Here is a 17,488-nt window from a genome sequence, read left to right on the forward strand (position 1 = left end):
CGACGATTCCCGCTCGCCCGGTTAAAGACTCGGCCCCGATTATCACCGCTTGTACGCGCGACCGGCCCGCGAGCGGTCCAGCCGACGCGGTGGGGCGACCGCACGGGTCAGAGGACCGTCGCGAGGGCGTATCCCAGGAGGAGTCCGACCAGTAGCGCCGCCACCAGTCCGACCGCGAGTTTTCGGCCGTCGATCCTGCGCATACCGACGGATCCGTCCCCGGTGAGTTAACTGTTGTACCGTGGGACGGGTCCCCTGACACCGAACCGGCGACCTCTAGTCCAGCGTGATCGACTCGTGGGCGGTGTTGCGCAGCGCGTCCGACCGACCGTGTTCGCCGGGTGCGACGGCGATAGTCGCCAGGCCGCGTTCGGCGGCCGCCTCTAGCACCGGTTTGAAGTCCGTATCCCGTGAGGCGACGACGAGCACGTCGATGGCCTCCTCGACGGTCGCCGCCGTCGCGTCGACGCCCAGTTTCACGTCCACGTCGCCGCTGGTCGAGACCACCTCGAACCCCCGCGCCTCCGCCGCCTGGATGAGCCCCGCCGGCGCGTTCTCGTTCAGGTAGAGGCGGCCGAACGCGAGGTGGCCGTACCGCTCGGCGGCGGCCCGCACGTCGTCGAGGTCCACGTCGAACTCGTCGCGCAGGACGTTCGGTCCGTCGACGAACAGCCCCACCCGCGGCTGGTCGTGCCCGCGAGCGTCGCGGTCGGTCCTGGTCGGGCCTGTGGCGTTCCCGTCGCTCGGGTCGTCCGCGCCGGCCGACTCGCCGCCGCCCAACAGCCGTCCCAACCTGCTCATACCCGCGATTCCCCATCGCCGAGTATAGGCGTGACGCTTCGGGGGACCGCCACAACCCATAGAGTGGTGAGGCCCCAACGTCGCAACGATGGACGGCTCACCCCTCGACGCACCCGGGAACGAACCGGACGACCCGGTCCTCACCGTCGAACGCCTCTCGGTCGCGTACGGGAGCGCCGAGGTGCTCGACCGACTGGATCTGGCCGTCGAGCGCGGCGAGCGACTGGCGGTCGTCGGCGAGGGCGCGAGCGGGAAGACGACGCTGGCGCAGGCGCTTGTCGACGGGATCTCGGCCCCCGCGCAGGTCTCGGGGTCGGTCAGCTACCGCCCCAGTGGCGGCGACCCCGTCTCGGTCTTCGACCTCGCCGACGACGAGCGCGAACGGTTCCGCCGCGAGGCGGTCACGGTCGTCACCGGCGATGGCGACGGGTTCGACGCCACCTCCACGCTCCGCGGACAGTTCCGCCCGGTGCTCCGTGCGACTGGAACGGACGAAGCGCGGGCGGAGCGACTGCTCTCGGCGCTCGGCCTCGACCCGGACCGCGTGCTCGACGCGCGGTCACGGGAACTGAACGCCGCCACACTGGCGCTGGCGGCCCTCGCCCGTGCGGCGCTGGCCGCCCCCGCAGTGCTGGTCGTCGACGACTGTCGGGCCGCGATCGGCCACCTCGCTCGCGGCGACCGCCTCGACAGGTTCGAATCGGTCGCCGCGGCCGACACCGACGCCGACGGAACCGAGGGGGTCGCCCCCGGACCCCTTCCGACGATCGTCGCCCTCGGGACCGAGCTACCTGCGCTGGCCGCGCTCGCGGACCGACTCGCGGTCCTGCACGACGGGCACGTGGTCGAGGTCGGGCCGACCGAGCGGCTGCTCGACGAGCCGAGTCATCCGCACACGCGACGGCTGGTCGAGTTCTACGGCGGGTCGCCGTAGCGGTCTCTCGGGTCGCCGCGGCGGTATCGGAGCCACCGGAGCGGTCGGTGGCGACCCCACCGGGAGTCGTAACCGAATTAACTACCTCGGTCGATACTCGTGGCAGATGCGCAGAACCGTCCTCTCTACCCTGTTGGTCGCGCTCCTGCTGGTGGTCCCGGTCGCCGGCGCCACCGGCGGCGTCGCGGCCGTCGGCGACCGCTCCGGCGCGGGCGCGACGCCCGGTATCGGTATCGGGGCGACTGGCTTCCAGGGAGCGTCGAACCCCTGTGTCGGCACGATCGAACGAACGCCCGACCGGACGACCCTGTTCTCGATCCAGGGCGCCCGCGGCGGCGGCAAGACCTCGGCGATGGTCGTCGGCGCCCGGCCGAACGGCTCGATCGTCGGCGTCCACAACGACACGGCGGCCGGCCGCTGGTGGAGCTACGATATCGACGTGCTCGACAACGGCAACGTCCTGCAGGCGACGACCGACAACCGCGACACGCTGATCGAGGAGATCGACCCCGAGACGGGCGAGCACGTCTCGGAACGCCGCTTCGAGAACGTCTACGACACCCACGACGTGGACCTGATCAACGGCGACGAACTGCTCATGAACGACATGAGCCAGGACGGCGAGGACCGCGTGTTGATCTACAACCTCACCCGGGAGGCGGTCACCTGGGAGTACTACTTCGCCAACTACAGCGAGCACTATCCGAAGTCTGGCGGCGGCGAGTTCGGCGAAGACTGGACCCACAACAACGACGTCGAGCAGATCCGCGACGGCGTCGTCATGGTCTCGGTCCGCAACTTCGACACGGTGGTCGCCATCGACCGCGACACGAAGGAACTCGTCTGGCAACTCGGAGCGGACGACGACACGTCGATCCTCCACGAGCAGCACAATCCCGACTTTATCGCCAGTGAGGACGGGTCGGCGACCGTTATCGTCGCCGACAGCCTCAACGACCGCGTCGTCGAGTACGAGCGCGAGGGCGATTCGTGGAACCGGACGTGGGTCGTCCGGGGCGGCCGGCTGAGCGAACCCCGCGACGCCGACCGACTGCCCAACGGCAACACGCTGATCGCCGACCGCCGGGCCCACCGCATCGTCGAGGTGACGCCCGACGGCGAGGTCGTCTGGGAGGTGTACTCGCCGTGGCAGCCCTACGACGTGGAGCGGATCGGCACCGGCGACGAGTCCAGCGGACCGACGATGGCTGACGCCGGCCAGGGCGGCGTCGTCGAGTCGACCGGCGCCGCCGACTTCGACACCGCCGACATCGAGGCCTGTTACGACTACCTCACCGGGTTCGAGAGCACCCGGCTGATCCCCGAGGAGGACCTGGGCGCCGTCGGGGGGTCACCGACTGCGACCGAGGGCGACGGCAGTGACGACACGTCCTCGGGCGCTGACGGGAGCGACGGCGCCGACGGCGACGATACCGACGACGGCGACGGCGGTGACGGCGCCGACACCGAGTCGGGTTCGAACGGCGACAGCGTGCTCGGGACGCCCACGTCGGGTTCGGGCCCGACGCCGCTCGGGGCCGTCCTCGCGGTCGTCGCGGTCGTCGCGGCGGTCGTCGGCGCGGTCGCGCGCCTGCGGCGGGACTGAACTGAACGGGGAACGGGCCCGAACTGAACGGGAGACGGGCGGGGACCCGGGACGCCGGCCGGTCAGTCCTGGGCCATCGGGCCGTCGCGTGCCGGCGATTCACTGCGGACCGCGTCGACGCTGCCGTAGTCGGCCCACACTAACAGCAGGCTGGGGAGGACGAACACGGCGACGACGAACGACAGCGAGAGCGCGACGACGACGAGCGCCCCGAAGCTCGTGATCTGCGGATGGGGGTGGAGCAGCAGTGCGCTGAAGGCGCCGACGGAGGTGAGCGTGCTGCCCAGCAGCGCGCCGCCGGTGCCGGTCACCGCGGTCCGCAGCGCGCCGGTGACCGTCTGCCCGCGCTCCAGTTCCTGGGCGAACCGGTCGCTGACGTGGATATTGTAGTCGATGCCCAGGCCGATGACCAGGCTGAGCAACAGCGAGGTCAACAGCGTCAGCGGGATGGCGAGCAGGTACATCGCGCCGACGACCAGCGCGGTCACGAGGACGATGGGGACGGCCGTGACCACGCCGAGCGTCGCGCTTCCGGTCGCGAACCGGTAGATCAGCGTCAACAGGAGCCCGACGGCCGCCAGCGCGACGACCAGGGTCGTCAGGATGCTGTCCGTGGTCTGGGCGAGTTCGGCCTCGTTGAGCGTCCCGACGCCGACTGCGGTTGCGTCGACACCGTCGGCGCTCACGCTCCCGGCGACGGCTCGCATGGCGTCGGCCTGCCCGGTGATAGTCGCGCTCCCGCCGATCGGGACCACGACGCGCAGCGACCGGTACTCACCGCCTCCTCGCTCGACCACCTGGCTGGCCTGCTCGGGTGCGGCGGCGTAGAGCGCGTCGTAGACCCCCTCGACGTTCCGGTCGGGGACGCCGTCGCCGTCGGTGTCGGCCTCGGCGAGCGCGCTTGCGAACTCGTCGTCTTCGGCGGCGACCGACTGCACGACCGACAGCGGCGAGCGCAGCGGGACCGAGCCCGACCGCTGGAACACCGCCGGCTCCTCGGCCGCGCGGTCGCCGATCGACTCCACGGCGGCGAGCGCGGCCGGTGAAGTCACGTCGCCCTCGAGCAGCACCTGCGAGCGACTGCGCGCGTCCTCGTCGGCGGCGCGGTAGTGCTCGTCGACGTAGTCGGCGAGGCTATCGAACTCGCTCGTCTCCCAGGCCAGGGGCCCGGGGAGGTTCTGCTTCCAGTCGGCGACGTCGTTCTGGTTCTGCTGGACGGATTGGCGGTCGAGATCCGTCCACGCGACGGCGCCGGCCGACCCTGCGACCAGCGCGAGGACGATCACGACGGGCGCGGCGCGCTTCGCGAGGCGGACGCCACTGCCGAGGAACGGTTCGAGCAGGCGCGTCTCGCCGAGGGGCTGCTTGCGGCGGTCGAGCCCGACGCGTTCGAGCAGGCGGTCGACGGTGATCTTCAGCGCCGGGACGAGCGTCAGCGAGACGACGAACGTCGAGACGACGCCCAGCGTGATACCGATCGACAGCTCTCTGATGAGTGCGAACTCGTTGGTGACGTTCGACATGAACCCGACCGCGGCGGTCAGCGTCACCAGGCTCAGTGCGACGGCCACCGAGGAGAGCCCACGGGCCATCGGCTCGCGGATCTCCTCGCTCTCATCGCGCTCCTCACGGGTCGCTTCGCTCCCCGTTCGGTCAGCCGAGGCGCTCCGCGCCTCGCGCTCCTCGCGGTAGCGCATGAACACGTGCAACCCGTAGTCGACGCTGAGACCGACGATGAGGACCGGACCGATGATGAGCGTGAACCCGGCGGGGATGCCCATCCAGCCGAGGATGCCGAACATCCACAGCACCGAGAGCACGACGCCGGTGAACCCGACGATCACGTCGACCAGATCCCGGTAGGAGAACGCGAGCACCGACAGGATGGCCAGCAGCGCGATCGGGAGGATCAGCTCGATCATCTGCTGGCTGTAGTTGGCGTTCGATTCGGCGACCGCGTGCTCGCCGAGCGTGAAGTACTCTGGGCCCGAGCGGTCCTGACTGGCCTCGTACAGCGCCGCAGTCGCCGCGGTGCGGCGCTCGGCCGCGGCGTCGCCGGCGTCGGCGCTCTCGAAGCGGAACAGCACACGGTGGCTCTCCGCGGTCGCCGTCCCGGGCTCGTAGTCGCTCGGGAGCAGCGCCGTCGCCTGCGACCCCTCGGCGAGCGTCTCCTCGACGACCCGCTCGAGTTCGCTCGCGCTCGACGACTCGAGCGCGGCGATCTGGTCGTCGAGGGCGGCGTCGGAACTCCCCGCGAGCCGTTTCGCGACGAGGTTCGCGACGCCCGTCGGCTCGCGGTCGCCGAGGGCCGCTGCGACGGACTCGTTTTCGAGCGCCCGTTGCTGGAACTCCAGCGAGTCCAGCAGTGCGGCCTTCGAGAGAGCGTTGTCGTCGCTGCGGACGTAGACGGGTGCGGGGCTGACCGCGGTCCCGTTCGACTCGCTGTCGTTCGTGCCGTAGTTCGCCCGGATGTAGTCGAGCTTCTGGGCGACCTCCGTGTCGCCGACCGCGCTGGAGCCGTTCATCCGACTCTGGGTCTCCAACTGGCCGATCCCGGCGACGACGCCGCCGGTCACCAGCAGCATGAGCAGGAGCACGACCAGGTTGTGCTCGGTGACGAACCGGAACGGGCGGTCGAGGCGACTCACGGCGTCACCTCCGCGGACGCCTGCGGTGCGCCGCCCGGCGGTCTGTGTTGGCCGGGCGGGAGGGCGCTTCGACGTGAAGGCGGTTCGGGAACCATCGCGTTCGACACGACAGCCGGACAGGACATATAAAGGGGAACAGAGTTTCCGGGTCGGAAACTGTGCGAAACCGACCGGCAACCGCCCGGTCGCGGCCGTTCGGTGCGTGTCAGTCACGGCCGTGATAGTCGCGAGGTCCGGGCGCGGGTGTGTGTCGGACGAGACGGTATTCGATATAGCGCTATTCGGTTGAGGGCGTCAGACGCCGGGGTCGGCGCGAGCGACGACAACGTTACGTCGCTGGCGGGCGGAAATCGGGGTATGACGCTCAGACGGCCGCCGCTCGCGGCGGTTCACGAGGACGCGGGCGCGACGCTCACCGAGTTCGGCGGGTGGGAGATGCCCGTCGAGTTCGACTCCATCCGGACGGAACACGAGGCGGTCCGTGAGTCGGTCGGGCGTTTCGACGTGTCCCACATGGGACAGCTAACCGTGAGCGGCCCGGGCGCCCGCCGACTCACCAACCGGCTGGTGACGAACGACGTGGCCGACCTCGACCCCGGCGAGTCGAACTACGCCGCGATCACCGACGACCGCGGCGCGATGCTCGACGACACCGTCGTCTACCGTCCACCCGAGGCGTGGTCGGTCGAGGCCGACTACCTCGTGGTCCCCAACGCCGGCCACGACGACGAGACGACCGACCGCTGGATCGACCACCGCGACGCCTGGGAACTCGACGCGACGGTGGACAACCGCACGGAGTCGTTCGCCATGGTCGCGCTCCAGGGTCGCGAGGCCCGTGACCTGCTCGCCGCCGAGACCGACGCCGACCTCGGGGAACTGGGTCGGTTCGAGACGGCGGTCGGGGCGGTCGCGGGCGTCGAGACGCTGATATCCCGGACCGGCTACACCGGCGAGCCCGGCTACGAACTGGTCTACCCCTGGGACGAGGCCGAGGCGGTCTGGTCGGCGCTCGAGTGCCAGCCCTGCGGCCTCGGCGCGCGGGACACCCTCCGTCTGGAGATGGGGTTTCTGCTCTCGGGGCAGGACTTCGACCCCGAGGACGACCCCCGCAACCCCTACGAGGCGGGTATCGGCTTCGCCGTCGACCTGGACACCGAGTTCGTCGGTCGTGATGCGCTGGAGGGCGCGGCGGTGGAAGGCGTCGACGAGAGACTCCGGGGGATCGAACTGGTCGACCGGGGCGTCCCCCGGGAGGGGTACCCCGTCACGGCCACCGACGGCGACGGCCTCGGCGAGATCACCAGCGGGACGATGAGCCCGACGCTCGGACGGGGGATCGGGTTGGCCTATCTCCCCGTCGAAGTCGGACTCGACGAGTCGGTCCGCGTCGAGGTGCGGGGCGAACCGAAGAAAGCACGTACCACTGCGACCCCATTCCTCGATAGATGAGCTTCGACGTTCCATCGGACCTGCGCTATCTCGACTCTCACGAGTGGGCGCGGGTCGACGACGCCAGCGCACGCATCGGTATCTCCGAGTTCGCACAGGACGAACTCGGCGACGTGGTCTTCGTCGACCTCCCGGGCGAGGGCGACGAGGTGGCCGCGGGCGAGGACTTCGGCGTCGTCGAGTCGATCAAAGCCGTCTCGGACATCTACGCCCCGCTCGGTGGGACCGTCACCGCCGTCAACGACGATCTCGTCGACCGGCCGGAACTGATCAACGAAGCCCCCTACGGAGACGGCTGGCTGATCGAGGTCGAACTGAGCGACGAGTCCGAACTCGACGACCTGCTGTCGACCGACGAGTACCGCGACCAGATCGCCTGAATCGTCCGATTTTGCCACTCGACTCGAAGTCCTTCGCTCCCGACAGCGGCGCGAGTCTCTCGCCCGAAGCCGACGCGGTAAACCCTCTTTCGCGATACCGAATCCGTGGGGCGGGCCGTCTCCGACGAGGGCGGTGCGGTCGAGCCGATGGCTCGCGGGTCGCCAGCGTCCGAACGCGGGGTTCGGTGACAGGTCGACGCGAACCTGCCACAGTCGAGTGCGACTCGAAACGGCGTTCGGCCAGACCGTCCGTCTTTCGAGGATTTTCGGCAGATATCGTTATTACCTGTCGTCGCTCATCTCCCGCATGGACGGATCGCAAGAGGACGGTCGCCTGTCGCGGGACCGCGACGACGGGCTCGACCACCCGCTCGCTCGGCTGGTCGTCCGGGCGCTGCTCGACGAGTCGGACGGCGAACGCGGCATGGTGTTGCTGGTCAACGAGGCCGCCCGGTTCAAGGCCGCCAGCGACGGCGAGACGATGGACGCGATCACCCTCGACACGGTACGCGCCGAACTCGTCGAGGAGCACATTCCCGCGCTGGAATCCGCGGGGATCGCGACCTACGACGAGAACGAGGATTCCCTGTCGCTCGCCGGCTCCGAGGGGGAGGTCCGGATCCGACTGGAGGAAGCCGCCGCCGAGGCACCCGGGGAGTCGTACAAGTAAGTTCGACGGATCGACCGTCGGAACGATCGGTGACAGCCGCGATCTTTTAAACTGGAGTGGGCCCGCCCGGATTTGAACCAGGGACGAAGCGGTTATGAGCCGCTCTCTCTAACCAGACTGAGATACAGGCCCTCGCGTCTAGCGGTTCCGGGCGGTCGCCCTTTAGCCTACCGGGTTCGCGCGCTCAGCGGGCCCGGGAACGCCTTTTAGCCGCTCGCGCCCGGACCGTCGAACATGGAGTTCGACATCGTTCAGGGGGACATCGCCGAGCAGTCGGCCGACGCGCTGGTCAACGCGGCGGGGACGAGCCTGCGGATGGGCAGCGGCGTCGCCGGTGCGCTCCGGCGGGCCGCGAGCGGGCCGATCAACGAGGAAGCGATCTCGAAGGGGCCGGTCGAGCTGGGCGCCGCGGCCGTGACGGACCCGTACGGTCTCGACGCCGAACACGTGATCCACGCGGCCGCGATGCCCCACTACGGCGACGGGCGCGCGACCGAGCGATCGATCGCCGACGCGACGCGCAACGCGCTGGCCGCCGCCGACGACCTCGGCTGCGAGTCGGTCGTCCTCCCCGTCCTCGGCACCGGCGCCGCCGGCTTCGAGTTCGCCGATGGGGCGCGGATCGTCTGTGAGACCGTCGCCGAGTACGAGGCCGAGACGCTCTCGGACGCTCGCGTCGTCGCCTACTCGGACGAAGAGTTCGCCGAACTGGAGCGGGTCGCCGCGGACGTGCGGGAGTGAAATCGGCTACTCGCCGGCCGTCCGCCGGACCAGGTCGGCCAGGTCGTCCCAGAAGCCGTCGACGTACTTCTCGGCGTCGTCGACCGTGGGGCGGGCGTTGGTCTCGTTTACCACCGCGCGGTCGTCGGTGACGAGCAGGTCGACGCCGAGGAAGGGGACCTCCAGTACGTCGGCCGTCCGCTCGGCCAGCGCCCGGAGGTCGGGATCGAGGTCGACGCGGCTGGCCTCGGCGCCGCGGTGGACGTTGTGCTTCCACTGGCCGGCCGCGAGCGCCTCGTCGGGGAGGCGTCGCTCGACCGCGCCGACGTACTCGCCGTCGAGCACCATCACCCGGTAGTCGGTCGCGTCGGGCAGGTACTCCTGGACGAGGAAGGACTTGTCCCCCGTGGCCTGGAAGTCGTGGACCAGGTCGAGGTAGTCGACGACACCCAGCAGCGAATCCAGGTCGCCCGCCTTCGCGACGCCGACGCCCCGGGTGGTGGAGTTGGGTTTGACGACCACGGGCGGGTCCAGCCGCTCGAAGGCGTCGACGAGTTCCGATTCGTCGACGGGGTTCGACACCATCACCGTCTCTGGGACCGGTACGTCGGCGGCGGCCAGGCGAGCGATCACGCCCGCTTTGTTGCGCGAGCGGAGGATGCACTCGCGGTCGTTGACCCACGGGACGCCCAGCGCGGCGTCGGCGACACCGCCCTCCATCAGCCGCGGCGGGAAGACGAACCCGGCGTCGAAGTCCTCCCAGGGCGGGTCGCTGAGGGCGACTGTCCGTTCGCGCGAGCGGACGTGCTCGACCGCGATGTCGCGGTCCGCGAGCGGCTCCTGTATCCGCTCGTACGTTTCGGCGTTCGTCGCGACCGCCAGCCGGAGCATGCCCGCCCGTAGTGATCAGTCCCACTTAGCACCTCCGCCCCAGCGGTCGCACGCGTCGGTGTCGCCGACACGCCGGTCGTGAGTCGACGAACTCGCCCGAACTCGTCAGTACCCGACGGGAAAACCGAGAGGAAGGACGCCTCAGGCGATCAGCAGCTCTTCGCCGCGTTCGACCTTGATGCGGCAAGGCGGGGTGATCTTGTTGTACGCGCGGCGGTAGGCTTCCTTGACTTCCTCGGCCTGGTCGACGTCGCAGTAGGCGGTGAACAGGCGCTCGCCGGCCTGGATGCGCGCGGCGGTACCGACGATCTTGCCGAACGCCTGGCGCATGCCGTCGGAGACACGGTCGGCCCCGGCACCGGTCGCCTGCTTGTTCTCTCGGATGACCTGGTGGGGGAACTTCCGGAGGACCATCTTGTAGTTGCCCTCGCCGAGCTCTTTGATCAGGTGGCGGTTGGCCGAGAGGCGGGAGGCCTCCATCGAACCGTGGCGCAGCTGGACCGACTCCTCGACGATGAGCGAGATCTGCACGGGGTAGTCGTCGCCCTCGGTGTTCTTGTCGCCCATCTGGTGCTGTGCGATCTTCGAACCGGGAATACCCGTGATGTACTCCCGTCGGGTGTACGCGGGCTTGTCGATGTCCCGGTACATCGAGGCAGGTTTGTCCGACATATTCTTGCCGTAAACGAGTCCGAGCGCGTGGATAAAGCCTTCGAACCCGCCCGACCCCGTGAGAACGCCTGGCACTGACCTTCCCGGCTCGACCGCGAGTCACTCCTCGGTGGCGGCGTCGGGAACCGAGACGCGGTGTTCGTCGAGTTCGGCGACCAACGTATCCGGTTGGACCACCGTCACGCCGGCCTCCGCCGCACGATCGCGGACGTCGAGCGGGAGTGTCGCGCCGGCGACGATCACCGCCGCGTCGAGGTCCGCGTCGCCCTCGACCGCGGCGGCGAATCGCTCGATCGCCGACCCGTCGACCGCCACTGCGGCGTCCGCGTGAACGGCCAGCACACCCGCGCGCAGGCTCGCCGGTCCCGGGACCGCCGCGCACAGGTCCACCGCGTCGTCGTCGCCCGTGTCGACTGTCCACCCGGTCGCGCCGAGGCAGTCCGCGACGACCCGTCTGAACCCGTCGGCCCCGAGGGCGCCCAGCGTCGCGGGCGTCCACCCCTCGGCGGCGTCGGCGACCACTTTAGAGTCCGAGGCGTCGGTGACCGCGCCGGTACCGTCGGCGTCGTCGACCCCTTCGGCGTCGATCGGCGTCGCAGTTCGCTCGGCGGTCAGCCACTCGTCGTCCCTCTCGTCGTCGGCCAGCGTCCACTCGCCGTCCGGGAGGTCGGCCCCGCCGCCCTCGGCATCGTCGGCCGCGGATTCGCCGTCTGGTTCGACGCTCGCGTCGCCCGAGCCGCCGTCGGCCTCCTCGGACGGGACGACCACGGTGTCGGAGTCGACGTCGTCGGTGCCGTCACGCTCGCTCGCGGCCGGACCGGGCCGGCGGTCGGCGAGTCGTTCGTCGAGCTCCTCGACGGTGTCGAGCGCGTCGGGGACTCGCTCGCGGGCGACCGCGCGGGCGGCGTCGAGCGACGACTCGGCGCGGTCGCAGGCGGCCGTGGCCGCGGCGGACGGTGCCCCGTCGGCCGCGGCGAGCGCCTGCCGAGCCCGCTCACAGCGCGACTCGACCAGCCGTTCGGCGACGGTCGCGAGCCGCTCGCGGACCGCCTCGCGGTCGCCGTCGAAGCGCGGCTCGTCCCGCCCCCAGTCGAGCGCGCGGAGCCGTTCGTACCGCTCCAGCGCCCGCTCCCACCAGGTGACGGCGGTCTCGGCGTCGTCCGCCGACCGGGCGACTTCGACGGCCTGCTCGGCCCGTTCGAGCGGCGAGGCGGCCAGTCGCTCGCGCTCGGCGTCGAGGTTCGCCCGCCGCCGCTCGATCAGGTCGTCGCTCGGCCGGTCGGCGTCGACCGACAGCGCCGCCGCGTAGCTGTCGGCCGCTCGCTCGAAGTGGTCGGCCGCCGTCTCGTAGGCCTCGTCGTCCCAGCGGGTGTGGCCTCGCTCGCGGGCCTGCTCGGCCTGCTCGGCGTAGGCGCGACGCTCGAACAGTCGCAACCGGTCGCGATACCCTCCGATGCGGTCGTCGACCGACGCCGCGGCGCCGTCGAGCGACGCGGCCGCCTCCCGGGCGTCCCCGAGCGTCTCGCGCACGTCGCCGACCGCCGCCAGCACCACGTCGACGTCGCCGGACTCGAAGGCCCGCTCGACCCGGTCGAGCGTCTCCTCGGCGGCTTCGAGGTGGCGCTCGGCGCGCGACCAGACGCCCGCCGCAGCGTCGACGAACTCCCGGACGGCGTCCAGGTCGCCCCGCGTGGGGAACCGGTACTGCGCCCCAGTGACGGTGTCGAGTACGAGCGCTCCGTTTCGCAGGCCCGTCTCCGCGCGGGCGTCGACCACGTCGCCCAGCGCCACCGACTGGGTGCGATCCCCCCCGGCACGGCCGACGGCGAACAGCACCCGAACGTCCGTCACCAGCGCCACCGCGCTGTGGTCGCTATCGGGCACGACCTGCTCGGTCTCGACCGCGTCGTCGCTCGCCGCGCCGTCGGTCGCTTCGACCGTGACTCCCCGTTTCCTGTTCCGGACGACGAACCTGGCGGTCTCGGCCGGCTCGACGTATTCGGCGAGTGGCCGGTCGTGCAAGAGCCCTCGACCGATCAGCCCCCCGCTCCCCGTCTCCGTGAGCACCTGTGCGTCCCCGTTTTCGACTTCGATGACGTGTTTCATTTCCCCCACCGCGCGTGACTGGCTCAACCGTCGATTGGATGATACTAAACGCTTGTGTCGATTCGCCCCGGGTTCGGGTTCCGTGCGGATCCGGCGGTCGTTTCCGGACGAACCGGAAGCGAGCGACCGCGCCGCCGGGTTCGCTCGCGGGACTCGCGTCCGGACGCCGCCGTTCGTCGTCCGGCCCTCCGGTTACCCAGGTGTCACTGGTGGTCTTTTGAGGCTCGCGACCCAACGAATCGACACCTATGAACAAACTCGTCGACGGCGAGTGGCGGACGGATATCGACGAATACACCAACGAGGACGGGGAGTTCGAGCGTAGCGAGACCACCTTCCGCGACCGGATCGAGGACGACCCCGACGCGCGGTTCCAGCCCGAGGCCGGTCGGTACCACCTCTACGTCTCCTACGCCTGCCCGTGGGCCCACCGGACCCTGCTGATCCGGTCGCTGAAAGGGCTCGAAGACGCGATCTCGGTCGATATCGTCGACCCCTACCGCGACGACGGCGGCTGGCAGTTCACCCCCGACAAAGAGGGCTGTACCTCCGACACAGTCAACGGCAGCGACTACCTCCGCGAGGTCTACCAGGAAGCCGACCCGGACGCGACCTGCCGCGTGACGGTGCCCGTCCTCTGGGACAAAGAGGAGGAGACCATCGTCAACAACGAGTCCGAGGAGATCCTGCGCATGCTCGACACGGAGTTCGACGACGTGGCCGAGCGCGACGTGGACCTGTACCCCGAGGGGTACCGCGAGGAAGTCGACGAGATCATCGACGACATCTACGAGCCGATCAACAACGGCGTCTACCGGGCGGGTTTCGCCGGCTCGCAGGAGGCCTACGACGAGGCGATCGACGAGCTGTTCGCGGCCCTGGACCACTGGGACGAGGTGCTGGCCGACCAGCGCTACCTCGCCGGCGACCGCCTGACGGAGGCGGACGTCTGCATGTTCACGACGCTGGTCCGCTTCGACGAGGTGTATCACACCCACTTCAAGTGCAACGTCGAAGCGATCCACGAGTACGACAACCTCTGGCCGTACCTGCGCGATCTGTACCAGACGCCGGGCGTCGCCGAGACGGTGAACATGGACCACATCAAGGAACACTACTACACGACCCACCCGGACGTCAACCCCAAGCGGCTGGTCGCCCGCGGGCCGGACCTGCACTTCGACGCCGAACACGACCGCGACGAACTGCCCGGCAGCCCGCCCACGGAACTGCTGCCGCTCGCGTGAGGCGCCCGGCGGTCGCTCTCAGCTACTGGTCGAGTGGCTGGCTCAGTCGTCGCCGGCCGGCGCCGGACGCTTCGACAGGTCGCCGACGCGGGCCGCGAGTTCGCGGTCCAGCGGCGAGTCGGGGCGGGTGTGGAGTGTGAGGACGGTGCCGTCGTCGAACGTCGCGGTGACCGTCCGGCGTCGCCGCCGGACCGCCTCTATCCCGTCGAACTCCTCACCGTTGCGCACGGCGTAGACGACCAGGGCGAAACTCGCGACGGTCGCCAGCGCGAACAGCGGCGGGAGGACGGTACCGTCGACCGCGACCAGCACCGTGAACGGTCCGACCGCGAGCGCGGCCGCCCCCCAGCGACCGAGCGGGTCGGCGCCCGCGCGGCCGCGGACGCGGCGTTCGAGCCCGCCGAGCGCGTCGGCGAGGGAGGCCAGCGGGCCGAACCGACGCAGTCGGTCTGTCGGCGTCTCCCCGCTCGGGGCGGCGCCCGCGCGACGGACGTAGTCGGCGGCGAGCGCGCCCCCGACGGCGGCCAGCGCGAGCGCGGGTGTCAGCGGGTCGGCGGCCGTCCCCAGGACGCCGAGGAACGCGACCACCGAGCAGAGATAGCCGAGGCCGCCGAGCAGGCGGGCGTCACGGCCGCGCAGACCCACCGTCGCAGTGACGGAGCTGCGAACCGCCGACAGCCGGTCGAGGCCGACGCTGACCAGTCCGTCGTCGGTGACGGCGAGGAGTCGGCCGTCGCTGAGGCCGACCGCCGCCCGACCGCCGCGGTCGCCGAGCAGTCGGGCGGCGTCGACGACCTGCAGCGACTCGTCGCGCCGGAGGTGCTGCCGAACGGACGCGGTCTCGTGGCCGGGCGGCGACGAGAGCGTCCACGGTTCGACGGTCGTCGCGCCCGCGACGGCGGTCGCCAGCCGGCCGGCGTCGCGTCCGCCTCTCTCGTTGCCGGCCGCGCCGTCACTGTCGCCGCCGGCCCCGGACGGCGTGTCTCGGGGACCCGGCGGCGAGTCGCAGTCGGTTGTCGTCGTCCCCGTCACCGGCCGGTCGGAGTCGTCACCGTCCCCGACCGCTGGCGGCGGCCCCTCCCCGCCGTCGCGAACGGACTCGTCCCCGCTCTCGCCGGGCGGTCGCTGCTCACTCATGGCCTCGTCTACGGCGCCCGTACCCGATTGTAAATGGCGGCTTATCGCCCCGATACGGTCGCTTCGCCGACGCCGATGGGCCGCGTGTCTCCGAGAACGGCGGCGCCACTGGCGACACTCGCGCCGGCGTCACGCCGGCGGTGCCGACGACGGCGTCCCGGGCTCCGGCGACGACGGCCGCTGTCGAAAGGCCGTAGGAGCGGGGCGACGTCGGTGACGACATGACCCGGGTCACGGTCGGCGGGCGCATCCACGTCGGCTTCCAGAACCTCTCGCTGGCACACGAACGCCTCTACGGCGGCGTCGGCCTCGCGCTCGCCGAACCGCGGCTCGACCTGCGGGCCGAGCGGGCCGAAGCAGTCGACTGCGACGACGACGCGGCGCGGCAGTACGTCGATCGGGTCGTCGACCACCTCGACGTGCCCGGTGCGACCGTCCGCGTCGACGAGCGACTCCCCCGCCACGCCGGACTCGGTAGCGGGACCCAGCTCGCGCTCGCCGCGCTGGTCGCCGTCGCCGGTGCCTACGATATCGACGTGAACCCGCGCGAGCGCGCCCCGGCGCTGGGCCGCGGCGGCCGCAGCGGGATCGGCGTCGCGACCTTCGAGTCGGGCGGGTTCGTCGTCGACGGCGGCCACCCGACCGAGCGGTTCACCACCGCGCCGCCCGCCGAGGGCGAGTGGGCGGTCCCGCCGGTCGTCGCGCGCCACGACCTCCCCGAGTCCTGGCGGTTCGTCCTCGCGATCCCCGACGCGGGCCCCGGCCGGAGCGGCGACGAGGAGGACGAGAGTATGCGCTCGGTCGTCGAGCGGGCCGACCCCGGCATCGCCGAGGATATCGCGCTGGTCGTCACCCAGCAGCTGCTCCCGGCGGCCGCGACCGGTGACCGGGCGGCCTTCGGCGACGCGATCGCCCGTCTCGGCCGGCTCAACGGCGCCTGGTACGCCGACGAACAGGGCGGCGTCTATCGCCCGCCGGCGGGAGCGATCATCGACGCCCTCTCGGACCACCCGGCGGTCGCCGGGGCCGGCCAGTCCTCGTGGGGCCCCACCGTCTACGCGCTGACCGACGCCGACTACGCCGAGGACGTGGCCGATGCAGCCCGGGCGGCACTCTCGGCGGTGGCGGACGGCGGACGGGTCGTCGTCGCTCGCCCGCGAGACGACGGTGCGACCGTCGAGAGGGCAACCGCCGAGACCGACTGAGACCCGTCGAAGCTGCCGCACCGTCCGTTTCAGCGAGCGAGAATGGCGGCACAACAGGTAAACGGGTGGGGCCGAGTGGTGGTCGCATGGACCGGATACCGTTCGGGGTCCGCCAGCTCGACACGACCCTCGGCGGCGGGGCGCCGACGGGCAGCGTCGTCCTCGTGGCGGGCGAGGGCGGCGCGGGGTCGCGCGAGTTCCTCCAGACGAGCACGCTGTTGAACGGCCTCGCAGAGGGCGACGCGGAGTTACACGACCTCTACTACGGCGACCTGGCCGCAAACGCCCACCCGCCCGAGGAGGTCCACTTCGTCTCGTTCACCGAGAGCCGCGACTGCTTCGAGAGCGAGGTGCGGACGACGATGGAGTCGGAGATCGTCGACGCCGGCATGGACGCGGTCCGATACCACGACCTCTCGGAGCAGTACTTCCACCAGAGCCCGGTCCCGCGGGAGTGGTACGCCGACGCGGCCGCCGACATCCGCGACCTGCGGGCCCGCCAGGAACGCGACGACATCCTCGGCGAACTCGGGAGTCGGCTGAGCGAGCACGCGCCGGGCAACCTGGTCGTCATCGACTCGATCAGCGACCTCGTCAGCACCGCCGGCCGCGACCAGAACCTCGACTGGACCGACGTGGCCTTCCTCGTCAAGGGCCTCCAGAAGGGCGCCGACCAGTGGAACGGTGTCATCCTGGTCCACCTCAACCGGGAGACGGTCTCGCCGACCGAGTACGGCCAGCTCGTCGACGGCGTCGACGGCACGCTGGAGTTCCAGTGGGCCAGCGGCGGGTCGACCCGCGCGCGCACGCTCGTCGTCAAGCAGTTCCGAGGCGTCCTCGCGGCCATCGACAGCGAGAACATCGTCCAGTTCGAGACCGAGGTCGGCGACGGCGGCTTCGACATCAGCGACGTGCGCAAGATCCGTTGACCGGACTCCGGACCGTATTCGCCGGACAACGGCCGCGAAAGACGGCGTCGGGCGGATACGTTCAGTTCGACTTTCGAGAATCGGTGGCAA

The 17,488-nt window shown here is 70.8% G+C and carries 15 protein-coding genes and 1 tRNA gene; 9 read left to right on the forward strand and 7 right to left on the reverse strand.

Annotation, left to right across the window (positions count from 1 at the left end; all coding sequences use genetic code 11):
• Positions 1–276: 276 nt before the first annotated feature.
• The gene (locus tag I7X12_RS14625) at positions 277–801 is read right to left on the reverse strand and encodes an NYN domain-containing protein (protein WP_232342854.1); all 525 of its coding nucleotides are present in this window, start codon (positions 799–801) and stop codon (positions 277–279) included.
• 88 nt (positions 802–889) lie between these two features.
• Here I7X12_RS14625 and I7X12_RS14630 point away from each other — a divergent pair, with 88 nt between their 5' ends.
• Both I7X12_RS14630 and I7X12_RS14635 read left to right on the forward strand, forming a co-directional pair.
• Complete coding sequence (locus tag I7X12_RS14630) at positions 890–1,735, forward strand: ATP-binding cassette domain-containing protein (protein WP_198060797.1); 846 nt, start codon at positions 890–892, stop codon at positions 1,733–1,735.
• Positions 1,736–1,841: 106 nt separating this feature from the next.
• Positions 1,842–3,341 (forward strand): aryl-sulfate sulfotransferase, encoded by a 1,500-nt coding sequence (locus I7X12_RS14635; RefSeq protein WP_198060798.1) that lies wholly within the window; start codon positions 1,842–1,844, stop codon positions 3,339–3,341.
• A 62-nt stretch (positions 3,342–3,403) separates the two neighbouring features.
• On the opposite strand, the gene I7X12_RS14640 is transcribed toward I7X12_RS14635, so the two are convergent.
• On the reverse strand, positions 3,404–5,989 hold the full coding sequence (locus tag I7X12_RS14640; protein ID WP_198060799.1) for an efflux RND transporter permease subunit: 2,586 nt from the start codon (positions 5,987–5,989) through the stop codon (positions 3,404–3,406).
• Between the two features lie 357 nt (positions 5,990–6,346).
• Between I7X12_RS14640 and gcvT the strand changes: the two genes are divergently transcribed.
• The 3 genes from gcvT (at position 6,347) to I7X12_RS14655 (ending at position 8,491) form a co-directional block, all read left to right on the forward strand.
• Complete coding sequence (gene gcvT, locus I7X12_RS14645) at positions 6,347–7,441, forward strand: glycine cleavage system aminomethyltransferase GcvT (RefSeq protein WP_198060800.1); 1,095 nt, start codon at positions 6,347–6,349, stop codon at positions 7,439–7,441.
• Positions 7,438–7,821: a glycine cleavage system protein GcvH gene (gene gcvH / locus I7X12_RS14650; protein WP_198060801.1), complete on the forward strand. Its 384-nt coding sequence runs from the start codon at positions 7,438–7,440 to the stop codon at positions 7,819–7,821. Before gcvT ends, gcvH begins: the two co-directional genes overlap by 4 nt.
• 307 nt (positions 7,822–8,128) lie before the next feature.
• Complete coding sequence (locus tag I7X12_RS14655; protein ID WP_198060802.1) at positions 8,129–8,491, forward strand: hypothetical protein; 363 nt, start codon at positions 8,129–8,131, stop codon at positions 8,489–8,491.
• Between the two features lie 57 nt (positions 8,492–8,548).
• Here I7X12_RS14655 and I7X12_RS14660 read toward each other — a convergent pair.
• Positions 8,549–8,623, reverse strand: a tRNA-Ile gene (locus I7X12_RS14660).
• Positions 8,624–8,725: 102 nt separating this feature from the next.
• Here I7X12_RS14660 and I7X12_RS14665 point away from each other — a divergent pair.
• Positions 8,726–9,232, forward strand: coding sequence for a macro domain-containing protein (locus I7X12_RS14665; RefSeq protein ID WP_198060803.1), 507 nt, complete (start codon positions 8,726–8,728; stop codon positions 9,230–9,232).
• A 6-nt stretch (positions 9,233–9,238) separates the two neighbouring features.
• Here I7X12_RS14665 and I7X12_RS14670 read toward each other — a convergent pair whose 3' ends face one another.
• The 3 genes from I7X12_RS14670 to I7X12_RS14680 form a co-directional block, all read right to left on the reverse strand.
• On the reverse strand, positions 9,239–10,102 hold the full coding sequence (locus I7X12_RS14670) for an ATP-grasp domain-containing protein (RefSeq protein WP_198060804.1): 864 nt from the start codon (positions 10,100–10,102) through the stop codon (positions 9,239–9,241).
• 141 nt (positions 10,103–10,243) lie between these two features.
• Positions 10,244–10,774 carry a 50S ribosomal protein L16 gene (locus I7X12_RS14675; protein ID WP_198060805.1) on the reverse strand — a complete coding sequence of 177 codons (531 nt, stop codon included), beginning with the start codon at positions 10,772–10,774 and terminating at the stop codon, positions 10,244–10,246.
• A gap of 99 nt (positions 10,775–10,873) precedes the next feature.
• Entirely contained in the window at positions 10,874–12,880 is a 2,007-nt protein-coding gene (locus tag I7X12_RS14680; protein WP_198060806.1) for a hypothetical protein, read from the reverse strand.
• Between the two features lie 248 nt (positions 12,881–13,128).
• Here I7X12_RS14680 and I7X12_RS14685 point away from each other — a divergent pair, with 248 nt between their 5' ends.
• Positions 13,129–14,127, forward strand: coding sequence for a glutathione S-transferase family protein (locus I7X12_RS14685; protein WP_198060807.1), 999 nt, complete (start codon positions 13,129–13,131; stop codon positions 14,125–14,127).
• Positions 14,128–14,169: 42 nt separating this feature from the next.
• On the opposite strand, the gene I7X12_RS14690 is transcribed toward I7X12_RS14685, so the two are convergent.
• Positions 14,170–15,264, reverse strand: coding sequence for a hypothetical protein (locus I7X12_RS14690; protein ID WP_198060808.1), 1,095 nt, complete (start codon positions 15,262–15,264; stop codon positions 14,170–14,172).
• A gap of 221 nt (positions 15,265–15,485) precedes the next feature.
• On the opposite strand from I7X12_RS14690, the gene I7X12_RS14695 reads away from it, so the two are divergent.
• Positions 15,486–16,469, forward strand: coding sequence for a beta-ribofuranosylaminobenzene 5'-phosphate synthase family protein (locus I7X12_RS14695; RefSeq protein WP_198060809.1), 984 nt, complete (start codon positions 15,486–15,488; stop codon positions 16,467–16,469).
• An 86-nt stretch (positions 16,470–16,555) separates the two neighbouring features.
• The gene (locus I7X12_RS14700) at positions 16,556–17,398 is read left to right on the forward strand and encodes an RAD55 family ATPase (RefSeq protein WP_198060810.1); all 843 of its coding nucleotides are present in this window, start codon (positions 16,556–16,558) and stop codon (positions 17,396–17,398) included.
• Positions 17,399–17,488: the final 90 nt, after the last annotated feature.

This window comes from Halosimplex litoreum (assembly GCF_016065055.1).
Taxonomy (GTDB): domain Archaea; phylum Halobacteriota; class Halobacteria; order Halobacteriales; family Haloarculaceae; genus Halosimplex; species Halosimplex litoreum.